The 17,887-nt window shown below is 69.8% G+C and carries 10 protein-coding genes, 1 tRNA gene and 2 pseudogenes; 2 read left to right on the top strand and 11 right to left on the bottom strand.

The features are described from left to right. A pseudogene (locus ACILRB_RS07840) lies at nucleotides 1-180 on the bottom strand (hypothetical protein); the annotation flags it as partial. Nucleotides 181-318: 138 nt separating this feature from the next. Here ACILRB_RS07840 and ACILRB_RS07835 point away from each other — a divergent pair. Further along, a tRNA-Leu gene (locus ACILRB_RS07835) sits at nucleotides 319-402 on the top strand. Nucleotides 403-464: 62 nt separating this feature from the next. Here the strand turns inward: ACILRB_RS07835 and ACILRB_RS07830 are convergent. The 5 genes and pseudogenes from ACILRB_RS07830 to ACILRB_RS07810 form a co-directional block, all read right to left on the bottom strand. Continuing rightward, nucleotides 465-701, bottom strand: a pseudogene (locus ACILRB_RS07830) (helix-turn-helix domain-containing protein); the annotation flags it as partial. Between the two features lie 488 nt (nucleotides 702-1,189). Next, a complete protein-coding gene (locus ACILRB_RS07825) occupies nucleotides 1,190-3,766 on the bottom strand; it encodes a plasma-membrane proton-efflux P-type ATPase (RefSeq protein WP_395665736.1) in 2,577 nt (858 codons plus the stop codon). Between the two features lie 42 nt (nucleotides 3,767-3,808). Further along, nucleotides 3,809-4,990, bottom strand: a complete 1,182-nt coding sequence (locus ACILRB_RS07820; protein ID WP_395665735.1) for an acetate/propionate family kinase — start codon at nucleotides 4,988-4,990, stop codon at nucleotides 3,809-3,811. Nucleotides 4,991-5,005: 15 nt separating this feature from the next. Continuing rightward, nucleotides 5,006-6,358 carry a bifunctional enoyl-CoA hydratase/phosphate acetyltransferase gene (locus ACILRB_RS07815; protein ID WP_395665734.1) on the bottom strand — a complete coding sequence of 451 codons (1,353 nt, stop codon included), beginning with the start codon at nucleotides 6,356-6,358 and terminating at the stop codon, nucleotides 5,006-5,008. Between the two features lie 73 nt (nucleotides 6,359-6,431). Continuing rightward, complete coding sequence (locus tag ACILRB_RS07810; protein WP_395665733.1) at nucleotides 6,432-8,720, bottom strand: DUF3141 domain-containing protein; 2,289 nt, start codon at nucleotides 8,718-8,720, stop codon at nucleotides 6,432-6,434. A 594-nt stretch (nucleotides 8,721-9,314) separates the two neighbouring features. Between ACILRB_RS07810 and ACILRB_RS07805 the strand changes: the two genes are divergently transcribed. Then, nucleotides 9,315-9,698 (top strand): nuclear transport factor 2 family protein, encoded by a 384-nt coding sequence (locus ACILRB_RS07805; RefSeq protein WP_395665732.1) that lies wholly within the window; start codon nucleotides 9,315-9,317, stop codon nucleotides 9,696-9,698. A 448-nt stretch (nucleotides 9,699-10,146) separates the two neighbouring features. On the opposite strand, the gene ACILRB_RS07800 is transcribed toward ACILRB_RS07805, so the two are convergent. From ACILRB_RS07800 to kdpA, 5 genes are read right to left on the bottom strand one after another with little or no spacing between them, the layout of a single operon-like run. Continuing rightward, a complete protein-coding gene (locus tag ACILRB_RS07800; RefSeq protein WP_395665731.1) occupies nucleotides 10,147-10,830 on the bottom strand; it encodes a response regulator in 684 nt (227 codons plus the stop codon). After that, the gene (locus ACILRB_RS07795) at nucleotides 10,827-13,511 is read right to left on the bottom strand and encodes a DUF4118 domain-containing protein (protein WP_395665730.1); all 2,685 of its coding nucleotides are present in this window, start codon (nucleotides 13,509-13,511) and stop codon (nucleotides 10,827-10,829) included. The genes ACILRB_RS07800 and ACILRB_RS07795 overlap by 4 nt, the downstream gene beginning before the upstream one ends. Nucleotides 13,512-13,522: 11 nt before the next feature. Then, entirely contained in the window at nucleotides 13,523-14,092 is a 570-nt protein-coding gene (gene kdpC, locus ACILRB_RS07790; protein ID WP_395665729.1) for a potassium-transporting ATPase subunit KdpC, read from the bottom strand. Nucleotides 14,093-14,094: 2 nt separating this feature from the next. Then, on the bottom strand, nucleotides 14,095-16,164 hold the full coding sequence (kdpB, locus tag ACILRB_RS07785) for a potassium-transporting ATPase subunit KdpB (RefSeq protein WP_395665728.1): 2,070 nt from the start codon (nucleotides 16,162-16,164) through the stop codon (nucleotides 14,095-14,097). A 10-nt stretch (nucleotides 16,165-16,174) separates the two neighbouring features. Then, complete coding sequence (gene kdpA / locus ACILRB_RS07780) at nucleotides 16,175-17,884, bottom strand: potassium-transporting ATPase subunit KdpA (protein ID WP_395665727.1); 1,710 nt, start codon at nucleotides 17,882-17,884, stop codon at nucleotides 16,175-16,177. Between the last annotated feature and the right edge of the window lie 3 nt (nucleotides 17,885-17,887).

Genomic DNA, 17,887 nt, shown 5'->3' with positions numbered 1-17,887 from the left:
GGCGGACGCGGCGTCTTGCGCGAAAAGGCCCTGGGCGGCGGGCTCCGCCGGCGCGGCGGCCTCGGGCGCGGCGGGCGCGGGCGGTTCCGGGAGAAAATGCTGGCGACGCGCCAGTTCGACGCCCATGGCTCCGGTGACGAGCGCGAGGCTGGTCGCGACGACGATGACGGCGTTCTTCATGGCTCGCTTCCTTCCGGCTTCGACGTCGGCAAGCGTGCTCCCGCGCAGGCCCGCGATCTGTGCGGCGACGCACGCCGGCCGCGGCCCTGCGCCGTTGCGGGCGGCGGGCGAATGGGCTAACGCATCGGAGCGAGCCATGCGGGCGTGGCGAAACGGTAGACGCAGCGGACTCAAAATCCGCCGGAGCAATCCATGTCGGTTCGAGTCCGACCGCCCGCACCATCGCCGCGACGATCTTTGTTGTCAGTCTGACGCGAGGTCGTGCGCCGTCTTTCGAGGACGTCGTTTGGGGTCGTCCTCAAATGCTGGCGGACATGACGCGCGAGTTGAGCGTGGCGGGAGAAGCCGCATGCCAGCGCGGCCTCCTTGATCGACGGCGCAGCTGGGAGCCGGTCTGACGCTCGCTCAAGCCGGGTCTCGACGAGGTGGCGCTGCGGCCTCTCCCCGTCGCCGCGCGAACATTTCCAAGGACCAGAGGCGCCGTTGGCCCCCCTTTCGCAGGCAGGTTCTTCGAGGCGGATGTCGCAATCGAGCTCCGCCGCGATTTTCGAGCGCCCGTCGAGCAGGGAGTGTGGAAGCGCCGATGCGTCTGGCCTGGCGAGGCTTGAACGTGCTTCGAGACATTGGAGGCCGTTTGCGATTTTACGCGGCCAGCCTCTCGAACTGAAGTGGGCTGATGACGTCGAGCGCGGAATGGCGCCGGACGGGATTGCAGAAGCCGCCGATGTGGCGGCCTGCGGCGGCCGTCGCCCCGGCCCGACATCGTGATCTCGACGCCATGTCGGCGTAGTTCAGCGTGATGCTCGGTGGAGCGGTCCTGGCCGCCGCGATCGGCGTGGCGGATCAGCCCGGCGGTCGGCGCCGGACGACGGGGGTCGGACGAAGAGCCGCCGCCGCCGGCTTCCTGCGCCGGCGGTCGCTGGTCGCCCGGCCGCCCGGAATGGTCGGGGGAAGGACCGGCCGTCGGCCCTTCCCGAGTCTCCCGCCGCGACAGGCGGAGGGGCCGCGCTCAGGCCGCCGCGGCGTCCCGGGACGGCGGTCCGAACCGGTAGTAGCAGAGCTTCACGAGGTCGGTCAGGATCGTCCAGCCGATGACGTAGAGCCAGACGAGGCCGATCACCGTCCAGGGCAGGGCCGTCACCAGCACGCCGAAGGCGCAGAGCAGCACCGCGACGATCTGGGTGAGCACGACCGCCGAACCCAGTTCCCAGGAGGGGTAGGGCGGCGCGAAGACCGACCTGCGGGTGCGCACCACGAAGAGCAGCATGTGGCCGCCTGCGGCGAGCTGGAGGAAGAGCGCCGTCTGCAGGTGCACGTGGTTGAGCGGCAACCAGGCCTGAAGCGTCGGGCTCGACATCCATTCCATGCCGACGAGGACGAGACCGAAGCTCTGCAGCGTGGCCATGACGCCCATCAGGATCGAAAAGATCAGGATGTTGTGCATGTCCCAGCGTACGGGCCTGCTCGCCGTTCGCACCCGGTCGTAGGCGATGGTCATGATCGGGATGTCGTCGAGCAGGGCCAGGACCACGATCATGATCGCCGTCAGCGGCCGGATGTTGAAAACCACGCTCGAGGCCACCACCACGACCATGATCGCGATGGTCATGGCGATGCGGTAGTAGACGTATGAGTTGATCCGCTCGAAGATCCGCCGGCTCTCGATGATCGCGCTGACGATGGTCGAGAGGCCCGGCGCGGTCAGGATCACCGCCGCCGCCGAACGGGCGGCGTCGGTGGCGCCCGAGACGGCGACGCCGCAGTCCGCCTGTTTCAGCGCGGGGCTGTCGTTCACGCCGTCGCCGGTCATGGCGACGATGTGACCGCCCTGCTGCAGCGCCTTGACGATCTCGTATTTGTGCTCGGGGAAGACCCGCCCGAAGCCGTCGGCCTTCTCCACCGCGGTGATGGAATCGGTCGGAATGTGGTTGGGATCGGCGCCCTTGGGGAACACGTCGCTCGCCGCCAGGAGGTTCGGGCCCATGCCGAGCTGGGTCGCGATCTGCGCGCCGATGGCGACGTCGTCGCCGGTCACCATCTTGACCTCGAGCCCGAGCGCCTTGGTCCGGGCGATGGTCTCCTTGGCGTCGGGCCGCGGCGGGTCGAGCAGCGGCAGGATGCCGAGCAGCTTCCAGGTCGCGCCGCCGTCGTCCGAGCTCGCCGCCCCGAGCGCCCGGTAGCCGTGGCCCGCGAGCTCGTGGACCTTGCTGTCGTAGGCGTTCTCGGTGGTCGGATCGAGCTTGGCCAGCGCCGCGATCGCCTGCGGGGCGCCCTTGGCGAACTGCCAGGACTTGCCCGCGCTGTCGGTCACCGTGGCGACGGTGCGCTTGTTGACCGGGTCGAAGGGCGTGAAGTGGGTCTGCCTGTAGTGGTCGAGATTGCCCGGATCCTTGACCGCCTTCAGCACCGCCTGGTCGATGGCGTCCTGGCTGCTCGCCTGTGTGGCGAGCGCCGCGGCGAAGATCACGTCATCGGGCCTCGCGCCGTTGAAGGTGATCGGGTCGCTCAGGGTGAGCCGGTTCTGGGTCAGCGTGCCGGTCTTGTCCGAGCAGAGCACGTCGACGCCCGCGAGCTCGTCGATCGCCGACAGCCGCGAGACGATCGCCTTCTGCCTGGAGAGCGCGAGCGCCCCCAGCGCGAGGGTGACCGACATGACCGCGGGCAGCGCCACCGGGACCGAGGCCACCAGCAGGACGAGGACGAACTGCAGGATCGAGCCGGCCGTCCTCCAGGTCCAGGCGTCGGGGACCACCATCTCGCGGTAGATCTGCACGCTCACGAGGAGTGCGGCCAGGATCACGGCGAGGATGATCAGGAAGTCGCCGATCTGCACGACCGCCTTCTGCGAATGCGACTTCGCCCCGGCCGAGGCGACGAGCTTCGCGGTGCGGCCGAAGAAGGTGGCGTCGCCCGTGGCCGTCGCCACGCCCTTCATGTCGCCCTGCTTGGCGATCGAGCCCGAGAAGGCGCTGTCGCCGATCTTCTTGGAGACCGGCAGCGACTCGCCCGTCAGCGCCGCCTGGTCGACCGAGAGATAGTCCCCCTCGACAAGCAGGAGGTCGGCCGGCACGATCTCGCCGCCCGAGACGTCGATCATGTCGCCCGGAACGACCGTGCCCGCATCGACGCTGACCCAGGCGCCGTCGCGCATCGCCCGCGCCTTGAGCGCAAGGTCCTTCTTCAGCGCCGCGAGCGCCGAGGCCGCCTTGGCGTCCTGCCAGAAGCCGACCGCGGCGTTATAGATGAGAAGGCCCATGACGACGATGAAATCGGCCCAGTCGGCGCGCAGCAGCGAGATCAGCGCCGCGGCCTCGATCATCCAGGGGATCGGCCCCCAGAAATAGCCGAAGAGCTTGTGCCATAGCGGCTCGTCCTTGGCCTCGATGGCGTTCGGGCCGTATTTCTTCAGCCGCTCGGCCGCCTCCGCGCTGGTGAGGCCCCTGGCCGAGGCTCCAAGTTCATTGAGCTTCGCCGCGATCGCCGCAGGTCCAAGCGGCGCGGCCTTGCCCCTGCCGCCGGAGGACGCGGCGGCAGGGGCGGGCGAGGCTTCGCTCGGCGGGGCGGGGGGAGATCTGTCGTCGTTCATTGAATTCACTGGCCTTCCTGCAGCCGGGGTTCAGACGGATCTTCAAGCCGGCAGCGCGATGTCCAGCGTGTGCCGGGCGATCATGAGATCCTCGTTCGTCGGGATCACCCAGACGGACACCGCGCTCTCCGGGGTCGAGATCATGACCGCATTTTCCGTATTGGCCTTTTCGTCGATCTTGACGCCGAGCCAGCCGAGCCTGGCGCACAGCGCCGCGCGCACCGGGGCGGAATGTTCGCCGATCCCCGCCGTGAAGACCAGCGCGTCGAGCCCGCCGAGCACGGCGGCGTAGGAGCCGGCGTATTTCTGCATCGCATAGATGAAGTAATCGAAGGCGAGCTTCGCTTCCGGGGTCTTGCTGTCCTGGATCGCCTTCATGTCCTCGCTGAGCCCCGACAGGCCGAGGAGGCCGCTCTTGTGATAGAGCAGGCTTTCGAGATCCTTGGGCGCGTAGCCCGCCTGCTCGATCAGGTAGAAGATCACGTCCGCCGGCACGTCGCCCGAGCGGCTCGCCATCGGCAGGCCGGTCAGGCCCGCGAAGGCCATCGTGGTCTCCATGCTCTTGCCGTCGAGCAGGGCGCACATGGACGCGCCGCCGCCGAGGTGGCCGACGATCACCCGCCGGGCCCTGGGCGCGCGCTGCGCGATCTGCCGGCTGATATAGTCGTAGGAGATGCCGTGATATCCCCAGTGCCGCACGCCGGCGTCGCGCAGCTCCCTCGGCAGCGCATAGACCTGCGCCACCTCCGGCATGGTCCGGTGGAAGGAGGAGTCGAAGACCGCGACCTGCGGCAGGCCGGGAAAGTCTTCGGCGAGGGCGCGGGCGCCCAGCACCTCATAGGCCTGATGCGAGGGCTCCATCCTGGTCAGCGATTCGAGATAGTCGAGCGCGTCGGGCGTGACGGCGATGGGCCCGGCGTAGCGTTCGCCGCCGAGGACGATCCGATGTCCGGCCGCGGCGACCTTCATCCCCGCTTCGTGCTTCTCGACCCAGCCGACGACGAAGGACAGCGCCGTCTTGTGGTCGATCGCCTTGCCCTGGCCCCAGTCGTGGCTGTCGATCGGCTTGCCGTCGGGCGCGGCCGCGCTGAAATGCGGAGCGGTCGACATGCCGTCGACGCCGCCTCCGAGCAGGAGCGGGAGCTTGCGGTCGGCCCCCGCGCCGTAGACGCCGAACTTGAGGCTGGTCGAACCGGCGTTAATGACGAGAATGACGTCGGTCATCTTGGTCTCCGGGGATCAGTCGGCGGTCGTGGGCATGATGGCGTCGGGGTCGCGCTCGAGCGCGTCGGCGTAGAGCGCCGCGGCGGCGGCGGAGTAGCGACGCGCCGCGGCGGCGTCGGCCCGGCTCGTCAGCATGACCGGGACGCGCGCGCCCACCACGAGGCCCGCGCTCTGGGCGTCGGCCATGAACACAAGATCCTTGTAGATCATGTTTCCGGCCTCGATGTTCGGCGCGACGAGAACGTCCGCGACGCCGGCGACCGGCGAGACGATATGCTTGGTCCTCGCCGCGGCCGCGTCCACGGCGGCGTCGAGGTCGAAGGGCCCGTCGACGAGGCCGCCGACGATCTGCCCGCGATCCGCCATCTTGGCGAGCGCCGCCGCATCGGTGGTGGCCGTCATCCTGCTGTGGACGACTTCCACCGCCGCGAGCACGCCGACCTTGGGCGTCTCGATCCCGAGCGCCTTGGCGAAGCCGATGGCGTTCTGGACGATGTCGCGCTTCTGGTCGAGGTCGGGCGCGATGTTGAGGGCGACGTCGGTGAGGAAGATGCGCCGGCCGTAGCTCGGCGTCGAGATCGCCGCGCAATGGCTGAGCAGCCGGCCGGCGCGCAGGCCGGATTCCTTGGCGAGCACGGCATGGAGCAGGATGTCCGTGTGCAGGCTTCCCTTCATCAGGCCCCGCAGCTCGCCCGCGCCGGCGGCGGCCGCCGCCTGGGCGGCCGAATCCGCCTCGTCCTTCGTGTCGACGATCCTGGTCGCGCCGAGGTCGATCCCGGCGGTCTCGGCGAGCTTGCGGATCGCCGCCTCGGGGCCGTAGAGCACCGGCACGATCAGTCCCGCGGCCGCGGCCTCGAGCGCGCCGGAGAGCGAGCCCGGGTTCAGCGGATGGACGACGCCCGTCGGCATCGGCTTCAGCGACCTGCACCGTTCGAGCAGCGCGTCGAGGCTGTGGTCGACGATCTCGACCGTGGTCTTCACGGAGGCGGGCTGGGCGAGGATCGTCGCGACGGCGACGACCGCGCCGTCCGGCGCGGTCAGCCTGCCCGCGAGGGTCACGGTCCCGTCGGCGGCATGCACCTCCTTGACGGTGAGCGCGACGGTCAGCGGCACGTCGACCGGCAGGTCGCCGGCGAGCTCCGCCGAGACCTTGCGCACGGCGCTGCCCGGCCCGGGCAGCTTAGCGCCGACGAGCGCGGCGAGGAGCGAGGAGGCGATGCCGATGGCGGCGTCGGCGCCCGATCCGGAGGCTGCGTCGCCGAAGGCGGTCGCCCAGGCGCGACGGTCGCCGGCATGGATCGTCCGCTGCGTCGAGGCGGCGTCGCCAACGCGCAGCTCACCGATCAGCCGGTTGGAAAAGCTGGTCATTTGGGGTGTCTCCCGAAACCGTAGGCGGGCGCGCGCCGCCCCGGCGCGGCGCGCGCGGACTTGTGGACCGGGTTCAGGTTTCGGTCTGCGCGGCCTGGAGGCGCCGCATTGACGCCGATCCGTCGGACGGAGGCGCGAGGCGCGCTACGGGAGCGCCCGCCGCCCGGGCGAAGATCGCGGCGATCTCGTCGATCCGCTTCTGCTCGGCGGGCGCGATGGCCCCGTCGGCGCTGAAGATTGCGGTCAGGTCGGAGAGGAGCCGCCTGCGCTCGTCCTCGCCGGGCACGAGCGCGCCCAGCACGACGATCGCCTTTTCCCGCGCGGTCGCGACGATCTCGAACTGCTCCTTCACCAGAGCCTTGAAGGCGGGAAGGTCGAGATGCATCGCCTTGCGGCGGAAGCCGGCGACCACGGCGGCGGCGCGGTCGTCGAAGCTGCGCTCGGCATAGGCGACGTAGAGCGCCGCCCGGACCAGCGCCTCGTTGAAGCCGCCGGTCGCGCGCTTCGCCTCTATCGCCGCGGCCCGCCGGGCGATCCGGGCCAGCGCCTCGGGGCTTTGCGGCGGCAGGCTGCGCGCCTTGAAGTCGCGGGTGACTCCGTAAAAGCTCTGGAGGACCGGATTGGCGTAGACGGCGAAGAAGGTCTTCTCGACCATGGCGTCGCGGACGTCGCGATACCCGTTCAGGACCGTGTCGATCTGGGCGGTCATCTGGTTCTGGGCCGCGACGAAGGGATTGTCCGCCGCCGCGGGCGTGCGGTTCTTCTTCGCGTCCTCGGCCATCCTGGCCACGTTCTTCATGAAGGGATTGCCGTCGGCGAAGGCGGCGTAGCTCAGCCGCAGCGGGTTGTACTTGAAGAGCGCTTCGGTCAGCTGCGGGGTCGAGACGGCCTTCACGAAGGGCTGCATGAAGGTCTCGTAGAGCGCGTGGTTGACCTCGCTCATTCGCTTCACGGTCTCGAAGGCGCGGTCGTCGTCCTCGCTGTTGCGGCCGAAGGCGCGCAGGTCGTCGAAGGTCCGCATCTCGAGCCTGGTCAGCCAGGGCGGGCCGCCGGCCTTCGTCTCCTCGTCGGAGGAAGGGGTAATGACCAGTTCGTAGAGCCCCGGCGGCACGCAGTCGAGGAAGTCGAGGAGCCGGACCATCTCCTCGTCCTCCTTCCCGCCGACCTTGGCCGAGACGAAGATCGCGAGATGGCCGACCGTCGGGTTCACGCAATAGATGACGGTCTTTTCGTCGTTGCGCAGCGCGTCCACGTCCTCGTAGAGATCGAGGATCCAGCCCAGCGTCTGCGGCGGCGGGCTGATGTTGTCGCCGAGCGAGGTCAGGACGATCAGCGGCGAGGTGATGTTGCGCAGGTCGAGCGACTTGCCCTCACGCGTCGTCAGCGCGTTGCGGGTCAGCTTGTCGCCGATGAAGAGCTCGTCGACGAGGTACTGGATCTCGACGCCGTTGAGCTTGATGAAGTCGCCCCACCACTTTTCGAACTGCAGGTAGCGCGCCGCGTCCGAGTCGATCTCGGAATAGAGCTGGTATTGCTTGTCCCACAGCCAGTTGGCGGGATTGAGGTTGTCGAAGTTGAGGATGAGCCAGGCGCCGTCGAACTTGCCGCCGCTCAGATCGCTGACCAGCGCGGTCAGCCACGAGCCGCCGAGCAGGCCGCCCGAATAGCGCATCGGGTTCTTGCCGTGCTCGCCCTGCCAGTAGGACATGGGCGAGCCCGCCACCATCGCCGGGCCGAAGAGGTCGGGCCGCTGCATGGCGACCATCAGCGTCTGATAGCCGGCCTGGCAGTTGCCGATGGCGAAGGGCTTCGGCGCGTCGGGATGCAGTTCGGCGATCCGCTCGAAGAAGGCGACCTGGCCCTCGACCACGTCGAGGAAGGTCTGGCCCTCGACCGGCTCGGCGGCGAAGCCGATGAAATAGACCTGATGGCCGTTCTTCAGAGCTTCGCCGATCTCGCTCACCGTCTTGAAGCCGCCGATGCCGGGGCCCTGGCCGGCGCGGGGGTCGATGACGACGACGGGCGCCTTCTTCGGGTCGATCGTGACGCCCTCGGGGAGGAGGATCCGCGACAGGGAGTAATTCATCGGCCGCGGCAGCGACCGGCCGCTCATGATGATCTCGTGCGCGAAGGTCAGCACCGTCGCCATCGGGCGCGAGGCCATGTCTTCCTGTTCGTTGCCCCGCTGGCGCAGCACGTCGAGAAAGAGAACGCCGCGCTGCCAGGAATCCGTCAGGAACTCCTGCGCCTGCGCGGGCGTGGCGGACGCGGGCGATCCGCCGGCCGGCTTGAGCGCAGCCACTGCGGCGCCGCCGAACGTATTGGCCATGAAAGCCTGCAGGGAATTCACGGGCGTTCCCATAGCAGATTCTCCCATATCAGCCTTTTGATTTGACATGATTTCTCTCCAGGAACAGCATCTGGAACGTATCCCAAACGGGATATAAAATATTGATCTAACTCAAGTCATTGATGATACTGGAGGATTACGCCAATTCTGAAGGATATGGCAAGTTTTTTTCGCGATGCAATAGGGGCAAACCGGACGCTTCGAGAAACTCTTCATCTGCGATGGATGAGGGTGGTTTAAGGTTGCTGGGGTGGAGCGACGCGGTTGCATGTGCGCATCCGCAGGACGGGGCGGCGCCAGCCTGTCCTTCGAGCAGAGCCCCGGCTTTCTTGACGTCGCGGCGCTGTCTGGCCGCGACGATGAGGCGAAGCGGTCGGCCGAGGCCACAAGCATGGGGATCCTGGCGGTCAATCCGCCTCGGACGCGCCCCGGCGCCTGATCCCCGGCTCGCCTTTTCCGGCGGCCGCCCGCTGGCGGGCCCGCAGTCCGCGTCGCCAGGCCGGTCGACGCCTCTCGCCTCGTGACCGAGGGTTTGCAGCACGGCAAACGTCGACCGCCTCAATGTGTCGACAGGAGCGCGGCAGCCCTCTCAAGCCGGAGGACGTGATGAACGCGATCGAGCGCAACAAGGCGAACGTGGTCGACTTCTACAAGTTGATGTTCAACGACTCCCGACCGCGGGAAGCCATCGAGCGTCATGCCGGCGCCGACTACATCCAGCACAACCCGCATGTCGCGACCGGAAAGACCGGGTTCATCGATTATTTCGAGCGCATGGCCCACGCGTGGCCCGGCAAGCATGTGGAGATCAAGCGGGTCGTGGCCGAAGGCGACCTCGTCGTCCTGCATTGCCTGCAGCGCTGGCCTGGCGACCAGGACTATGCCGCGATTGACATATTCAGGCTCGATCACGATGGACGGATCGTCGAGCACTGGGACGTCCTGCAGCCCATGCCTGCAAACCCGGCTAACGCCAACGGCATGTTCTGAGCCGAGCGTCCGTCCCTGTCCCCCGACCCTGTTTCAACGGCTCGGCCGACGCCAGGCGATCGCAGCGTCGGCGGCAATTCGACCAGCTGATGTTGATTTTCAGTCATTCTCGGGGATCGTGGCGCGCGGCGTTCGCGGCGAGGCGCCTCCTCGGTTCCTTCGGCCGTCATGAGGATGAGAACCGATCCGTTTCGCTGGCGGGAGCGGCCGTGCGGCGGAACTGATCGGGCGCGCCGCCTCCGCCGTCGGGCTCGAAGCCTCCTGCCCGCGCGGCGCGCCGACGATCTGCGCCTCGTCGAACCGGCGCGTTTTCACATCCGTCTCCCTGATGAACCGGACTCTCGCTCAAAACGAGGATTCGGGAAGGGCGCGCGCCATGTCGGTTCGACTCCGGTCGTCCACGCCACAGGGGGCGAACGACGCGAGGCGCCGGAAATGTGGCCCGGGCCTACTCTGAGACCCTGTAGCCGACGCCCGGCTCGGTGCGGATGATCGCCGGCTTCGCGGGGTCGCGCTCGATCTTCTGGCGCAGCTGGCCGATGAAGACGCGCAGATAATGCAGGTCGGCGTCATGCGCCGGCCCCCACACCGAGGTCAGCAGCGTCTTGTGGGTGACGACGCGTCCGACGTTGCGCGCGAGCATGGCGAGCAGGTCGTATTCCTTCGGCGTCAGCCTGACGGCCGCGCCGTCGCGGCTGACGATCCGGCGCAGCGTGTCGATCTCGAGCCCGTCGACGACGACGCGCCCGCTTTCGGCTTCCTGCCGCAGCCGGCGGCGCAGCGCCGCCCTGACGCGCGCGGTCAGTTCGCCGATGGCGAAAGGCTTTTCGACATAATCATCCGCGCCGAGGTCGAGCGCGGCGATCTTTTCGCTCTCGCGGTCGCGCGCCGACAGGACGATGACCGGAACCTGCGAAAAGGCGCGAAGCCGGGCCATGACGTCCTTGCCGTCCATGTCGGGCAGGCCGAGGTCGAGGAGCACCACGTCGGGCGCTTTCGTCGCAGCCGCCGCAAGCGCCTGCGCGCCCGTCGCCGCCTCGACGACCTCATAGCCCGCGGCGACGAGCGCCGGCCGCAGGAAGCGCTGGATCTGGGGCTCGTCGTCGACGACGAGGATGCGGTCGGCGCTCATGGCCCGGCGGCCTCCCCGTCGCGCGGCGCGGGAGCCGGAAAGCGCAGCGTGAAACGCGTTCCCCTGCGGCGGAACGCCGGGCTCTCGGCCCTGATGGTCCCGCCCATCGCCTCGACGAAGCCGCGCGCGATCGAAAGGCCGAGCCCCGCGCCTGGGGTGCGTCCGTCCGGCCTGCCGCGGCGGAAGAATTTTTGGAAAATCGTTTCGAGGTCCTTCGCCGGAACGCCCTTGCCCGCGTCGGTCACCGAAATCGCCACCTCCGCCCCGTCCCGGCGCGCATAGATCTTCACCGGCTCGCCGGCGCCATATTTCGACGCGTTGTCGAGCAGGTTGAACAGCGCCTGGCCAAGCAGCAGGGCGTCGCCGCGGATCGGCGGCAGGTCGGGCGCGAGGCTCGTCTCGACGACAAGGCCCGGGAAGGCGCGGGCGACGCGCTCGACGGCCGCGCGCACGACGTCGCCGACGTCGAGCCAGTCGCGCCGGGCGTCGAGCGCGCCGGCCTCGATGCGCGTCATGTCGAGCAAATTGGCGACGAAGCGGCTGAGGCGCGCGCTTTCCTCCTCGATCGCGAGCAGCAGGTCGGCGCGGCTTTCAGGGCTCATGCGCTCGCCATATTGGCGCAGGCTCGTCACCGCCCCGGTGATGACGCCGAGCGGCGTGCGCAAATCATGCGAGATCGACGAGAGAAGCGCCGCGCGCAGCGCCTCGCCTTCGAGCCGCGACGCCTGGGCGAGGCTTTCCTCGGCGAGCCGCGCCCGGTCGAGCGCGACCGCCGTCTGGTCGGCGACGGCGAGCAGCATGCGCTCGGAGGCGGCGTCGACGCGCTGGCCGTCGAGGCGCAGGCCGCATACGCCGACGACGCCGTTCGGGCCGGCGAGCGGACGAAACTGGAACGGGCTCGAAGGCAGCGTGCCGGTGCCGCGCCCCGCCGCCTCGTTGCGCTCAAAAGCCCAGCGCGCCGCCGTCAGGTCGGCGAGGTCGAGGTCGGCGTCGGGCGGCCAGGCCGCCTCGAGCTTCAGCTCGCCGGCCGCCGGGGCGAGCAGCGCCGCCTGCCGGCCGAGGCTCGCGTGGAGCTGCGCCGCGGCGGCCCAGAACACCGCCTCGCGGGTCGCCGCGCCCGACAGCCTGCGCGCGAATTCATAGAGCGACTGCAACGCCACGGCCCGCACCCGCGCCGTCTCGGCCTGCTCGCGCACGCGCGAGGCGAGGCCGCCGGCGGCGAACGCCGCGATCAGGAAGACGACAAAGGCGAACACCTCGTGCGGCGAGGCGATGGTGAAGGTGTAGACCGGCGGAATGAAGAAGAAATTATAGGCGAGGCCGGACAGGACCGCGGCGAGGAGCGCGCTGGCGTAGCCCGCCCCGATCGCCGATCCGACGACGGCGAGAAGAAACAGCAGCGAGATGCTGGGCAGGGGAATGACGCGCTCGATCGCCATCCCGAGCGCCGTGGCGGCGGCGACCGACGCCGTCGCCAGCGCGGCCGCGCGCCAGTCGACCGCAAGACGCCGCCGCGCCGCGGGCGGCGGGGCCGGCGTTTCGTCCCGCCCTTCCGTGACGATCAGGACGGCGACGCCCTCGGCCTGGGCCGCGAGCCGCCGCGCGAGCGAGGGCCGCGCCCGGAAGATGCGGCGGCGCGGCGCGCCGACCACGATCTGGGTCGCATGTTCGCGGCGGGCGAGCCGCAAAATCTCGGCCGCAAAGTCGGCCGCGAACATCCGCTTCGTCTCGGCGCCGAGGCTTTCGGCGAGATGAAACACGGCGTCGATCCGCGCCGCTTCGGCGGCGCCCGCCGGCTCGCGGTCGGCGCGTTCGAGATGCACGGCCGTCCAGGGCGCGTTGAGCGCCGAGGCGATGCGCCCGGCCGCGCGGGCGACGGCCTCGGAACGCGCGTCGGCGCCGACGCAGACGATGAGCCGCTCCGACGTCGCCCAGGCGCCTTCGATGGCGTGGCGCTTCAGATAGTCGACCATGTCGTCGTCGACGCGGTCGGCGGTGCGGCGCAGGGCGAGCTCGCGCAGCGCGGTCAGATTGCCGAGGCGGAAGAAGCGCTCGCCCGCCCGCCGCGCGGTCTCGGGCAGATAGATCTTGCCGGCCTTCAGCCGGTCGAGCAGTTCGGCCGGCGACAGGTCGATCAGCGTCACCTCGTCGGCTTTACGCAGCAGCGTGTCGGGCACGCGCTCGCGCACGCTCACGCCGGTGATGTCGGCGACGACGCCCGAGAGGCTTTCGAGGTGCTGGATGTTGAGCGCCGTCCACACGTCGACGCCGGCCGCGAGCAGCTCCTCGACGTCCTGCCAGCGCTTGGGGTGGCGCGCGCCCTCGGGATTGCTGGCGGCGAGCTCGTCGACGACGAGGACGCGCGGCCGGCGCGCCAGCGCGCCGTCGAGGTCGAACGCCTCGATCTCCCGCCCCCTGTGCGGAAGGCGCAGGCGCGGCAGGATCTCGAGCCCGTCGAGCAGCCTCGCCGTGTCGGCGCGGCCATGGGTCTCGGCGAGGCCGACGACCACGTCGACGCCTTCGGCCTTCAGCTTCGCCGCGCGCGAGAGCATCGCGAAAGTCTTCCCGACGCCGGGCGCCGCGCCGAGAAAGAGGGTCAGCCGGCCGCCCGTTTGGCGCCCGGCGGCGGCGAGCAGCAGGTCGGGATCGGGTCGTCCGTCGTCTCTGCGGTCGTCAGGCATCGGCGGCGAGCTTAGCGCCTGAGCGCGTCGAGCGCGAGGTTGAGCCGCAGCACGTTTACGCGCGGCTCGCCGATGAAGCCCAGAAGCCGGCCTTCCTCGATGCGGGCGATCAGGCGCTCGACCTGCGCCGGGTCGAGGCCTCGCGCCGCCGCGACGCGCGGGGCCTGCGCCCGCGCGAAGGCCGGCGAGACATGCGGGTCGAGCCCCGAGCCCGAGGCCGTCGCGGCGTCGGCCGGAATCTCGCCGGCGATCCCGGCGCTCCTGAGCCGCGCGATCCGCGCGGCGACGTCGTCGCGCAGCCTGGCCGAGGTCGGCCCGAGGTTCGAGCCCGAGGACGCGGAGGCGTCATAGGGGTCGGGCGAGGTCGCCGAGGGGCGCGGCCAGAAATAGCGCTCCGAGGTGAAGTTCTGGCCGATCAGCGCGGAGCCGACGACGCGGCCGTCGCGCCGGATCAGGCTGCCCGCCGCCTCGTCCGGAAAGGCGAGGGCGGCGACGCCCGTCACCGCGAGCGGATAGAGCAGGCCGAGGAGAAGGGTGAACAGGGCCGTCAGGGCGACGGCGGGGCGAAGCTGGTTGCGCATGGTCAGGCCAGATGGAGCGAGGCGACGACGAGATCGACGAGCTTGAGGCCGGCGAAGGGCAGGACGAGCCCGCCGACGCCATAAACGAGCACGTTCCGGCGCAGCAGCGCGGCCGCGCCGATCGGGCGGTAGGCGACGCCCCTGAGGGCGAGCGGGATCAACGCCACGATGATCAGGGCGTTGAAGATGACGGCCGAGAGAATGGCGGACTTCGGCGACGACAGCCCCATCACGTTGAGCGCGGCGAGGCCCGGATAGACGCCGACGAACAGCGCCGGAATGATCGCGAAATATTTGGCGACGTCGTTGGCGATCGAGAAGGTGGTGAGCGAGCCGCGCGTCATCAGCAGCTGCTTGCCGATCTCGACGATCTCGATGAGCTTGGTCGGGCTCGAGTCGAGGTCGATCATGTTGGCGGCCTCGCGCGCGGCCTGCGTGCCGGTCTGCATGGCGACGCCGACGTCGGCCTGGGCGAGCGCCGGGGCGTCGTTGGCGCCGTCGCCGCACATGGCGATCAGCCGGCCGCCTTCCTGTTCCCTGCGGATGAAGGCGAGCTTGTCTTCGGGCGTCGCCTCGGCGACGAAATCGTCGACGCCGGCCTCGGACGCGATCGCCGCCGCCGTGACCGGATTGTCGCCGGTGACCATGACGGTGCGGATGCCCATGGCGCGCATCCGCGCGAAACGCTCCTTGACGCCGGGCTTCACCACGTCCTTGAGATGGATGACGCCGAGAAGCCGCGCGCCGTCGCAGACGGCGAGCGGCGTGCCGCCGGCCCGCGCGATCCGCTCGACCGCCTGGCGGAACGCGGGCGGCGCCGACGCCTCGGCGACGCCCGCAAAACGCAGGACGGCGTCGACCGCGCCCTTGCGCAGGCGATGGCCGCCGACGTCCGCGCCCGAGAGCCGCGTCTGCGCGGAAAAGGGGATCACGGCCTCGGGCCGCGCGCCGTCGGCCGAAAGCCCATGCTCGCCGGTCGCGAGCGCGACGATCGAGCGGCCTTCCGGCGTGTCGTCGCCGAGGCTCGCGAGCAGCGCGGCCTGGGCGAGCTCTTCTTCCCCGACGCCCGGCGCCGGCGCGAATTCGCTCGCCATGCGGGCGCCGAAGGTGATCGTGCCGGTCTTGTCGAGCAGCAGCATGTCGACGTCGCCTGCGGCCTCCACCGCGCGCCCCGAAGAGGCGATGACGTTGAAGCGCGCGAGCCTGTCCATGCCGGCGACGCCGATCGCCGACAAAAGCCCGCCGATCGTCGTCGGAATGAGGGTGACGAGCAGCGCCGCGAGCACGGTGACCGAAGGGGTCGCGCCGGAATAGCCGGCGAGGCCCCAGAGCGTGACGACGGCGATCAGGAACACGAGGGTGAGGCCCGAGAGCAGGATCGACAGGGCGATCTCGTTTGGCGTCTTCTGCCGCTTCGCGCCCTCGATCAGCGCGATCATGCGGTCGACGAAGCCCGAGCCCGGCGCGGCGGCGACACGGATCGTGAGGCTGTCGGACAGAAGCTGCGTGCCGCCGGTGACGGCCGAGCGGTCGCCGCCGGATTCGCGGATCACCGGCGCGGATTCGCCGGTGACGGCGCTCTCGTTGACCGAGGCGACGCCTTCGATCGCCTCGCCGTCGGCCGGGATCATTTCGCCGGCCTCGACGACGATGACGTCGTCGACCCTGAGATCGGCCGCGGAGACCATCTCGAAGCCCACGCCGTCCTTCAGCAGGCGGCGCGCCGTCATCTCCGAGCGCGCGCGCCGCAGGCTTTCGGCCTGCGCCTTTCCGCGCCCTTCGGCCACGGCCTCGGCGAACACGGCGAAGAGCACGGTGAACCACAGCCAGGCGGCGATCTGGCCCGAGAATTTGGCGTCAGCGCCGGCCGCGAGGTCGCGCAGGAAAAAGCCCGTCGCCAGCGCTGCGACGATCTCGGTCACGAAGATCACCGGGTTGCGCACCAGCTGGCGCGGGTCGAGCTTGGCGACGGAGGAGCGAAGCGCCGGGCCGAGGATCTTGGGGTCGAGCAGGGCGGCGCGCCGGCCTGCGCCTGCGGCGCGCGAGGCGGCGGGGGAGAGCGATGTGGTCATGGGAGGCGCCTCAGAAAGTCTGGCCGGCCAGCGTCGCGAAATGTTCCGCGATGGGGCCGAGCGCGAGCGCGGGAAAGAACTGCAGCCCGCCGAGGATGAGGATGACGCCGACGAGAAGGCCGACGAACAGCGGCGTATGGGTGGGGAAGGTGCCGGCCGAGGGCCTGGTCTTCGCCTTCGCCGCGACCGAGCCGGCGATCGCCATCACCGGAATCACATAGGCGAAGCGGCCGAGCAGCATGGCGGCTCCGAGCGTCGAATTGTACCAGAGCGTGTTGCCGGACAGCCCGCCGAAGGCCGAGCCGTTGTTGCCGGCGGCCGAAGTGTAGGCGTAGAGAATTTCGGAGAGGCCGTGCGGGCCCGGCGTGCCGACCGCGGCCACGCCGAACGACGCCGTCGCCGAGACCGCCGAAAAGCCGAGGATGGCGAGCGGCAGGATGAGCACGGCCAGCATGGCGAATTTCATCTCGCGCGCGCCGATCTTCTTGCCGAGAAGCTCCGGCGTGCGGCCGACCATCAGCCCGGCGACGAACACCGACAGGATCGCGAACACGACCATGCCATAAAGGCCGGAGCCGACCCCGCCGGGCAAAACCTCGCCGAGCTGGATGAGGAACATCGGCACGAGGCCGCCGAGCGCGGTGTAGGAGCCGAGCATGGCGTTGACGCCGCCGTTCGAGAGGCCCGTCGTCACGGCGGCGTAGAGCGCGCTGGCCGACTGGCCGAAGCGGGCCTCCTTGCCTTCCATGGCGCCTTGAGCGGGATCGAGGCCGAGCGCGGTCAGGATCGGGTCGCCGGCCGACTCGGCGAGATAGACGCCGCCGACGCCGGCGATCAGCAACAGGCCGACGGCGGCCAGAAAGGCCCATCCCTGCCGCCGGTCGCCGACCATCTCGCCGAAGGCGTAGAGGAGCGCCGCGGAGACCGACAGCATCGCGAAGATGTTGAGGAGGCAGGACAGCGCCGTGGGGTTCTCGAACGGATGCGCGGCGTTGACGTTGAAGAAGCCGCCGCCGTTGGTGCCGATCTGCTTGATCGCCTCCTGGCTTGCGACCGGGCCGAGCGCGAGGGTCTGTGTCGCGCCTTCGAGCGTCGTCGCCGCGGCCGAGGCGTCGAGCGTCTGCGGCGCGCCCATGGCGACGAAGGCGATTGCCACGACGACCGCGAGCGGCAGCAGCACGTAGAGCGTCGCGCGCGTCAGGTCGACCCAGAAATTGCCGATGGTCGTGGACTTCGAGCGGGCGAAGGCCCGGGCGAGCGCGACGGCGAGCGCGACGCCGGTCGCGGCCGAGAGGAAATTCTGCGTCGTGAGCCCGGCCATCTGGCTGAAGTGGCTCATCGTCGACTCGCCGGCGTAGTTCTGCCAGTTGGTGTTGGTGACAAAACTCGCCGCCGTGTTGAAGGCGAGGCCCGGCGCGACCCCGGGAAACCCCTGCGGGTTGAGCGGCAGGTAGAATTGAAGCCGCAGGATCGCATAGAGCGCGAGGAGGCCGGCGAGCGAAAAGGCGAGCATGGCGAGCGTGTAGCCGAGCCATCCCTGTTCTTCGCCTTCGGCGACGCCCGCCACGCGATAGAGGGCTGTTTCGAGCGGCCTCACGACCGGCGTGAGAAAGGTGCGCTCGCCTGAAAAGACGCGCGCCATATAAAGGCCGAGCGGCTTGACCGTCGCGAGCACGACGAGAAAGAGGGCCGCGATCTGCAGCCATCCGACGAGAGTCACTGG

It is taken from the genome of Methylocella sp., assembly GCF_044226135.1.
Lineage (GTDB): Bacteria > Pseudomonadota > Alphaproteobacteria > Rhizobiales > Beijerinckiaceae > Methylocapsa.
This window is presented reverse-complemented; position numbering and strand designations above follow the sequence as displayed.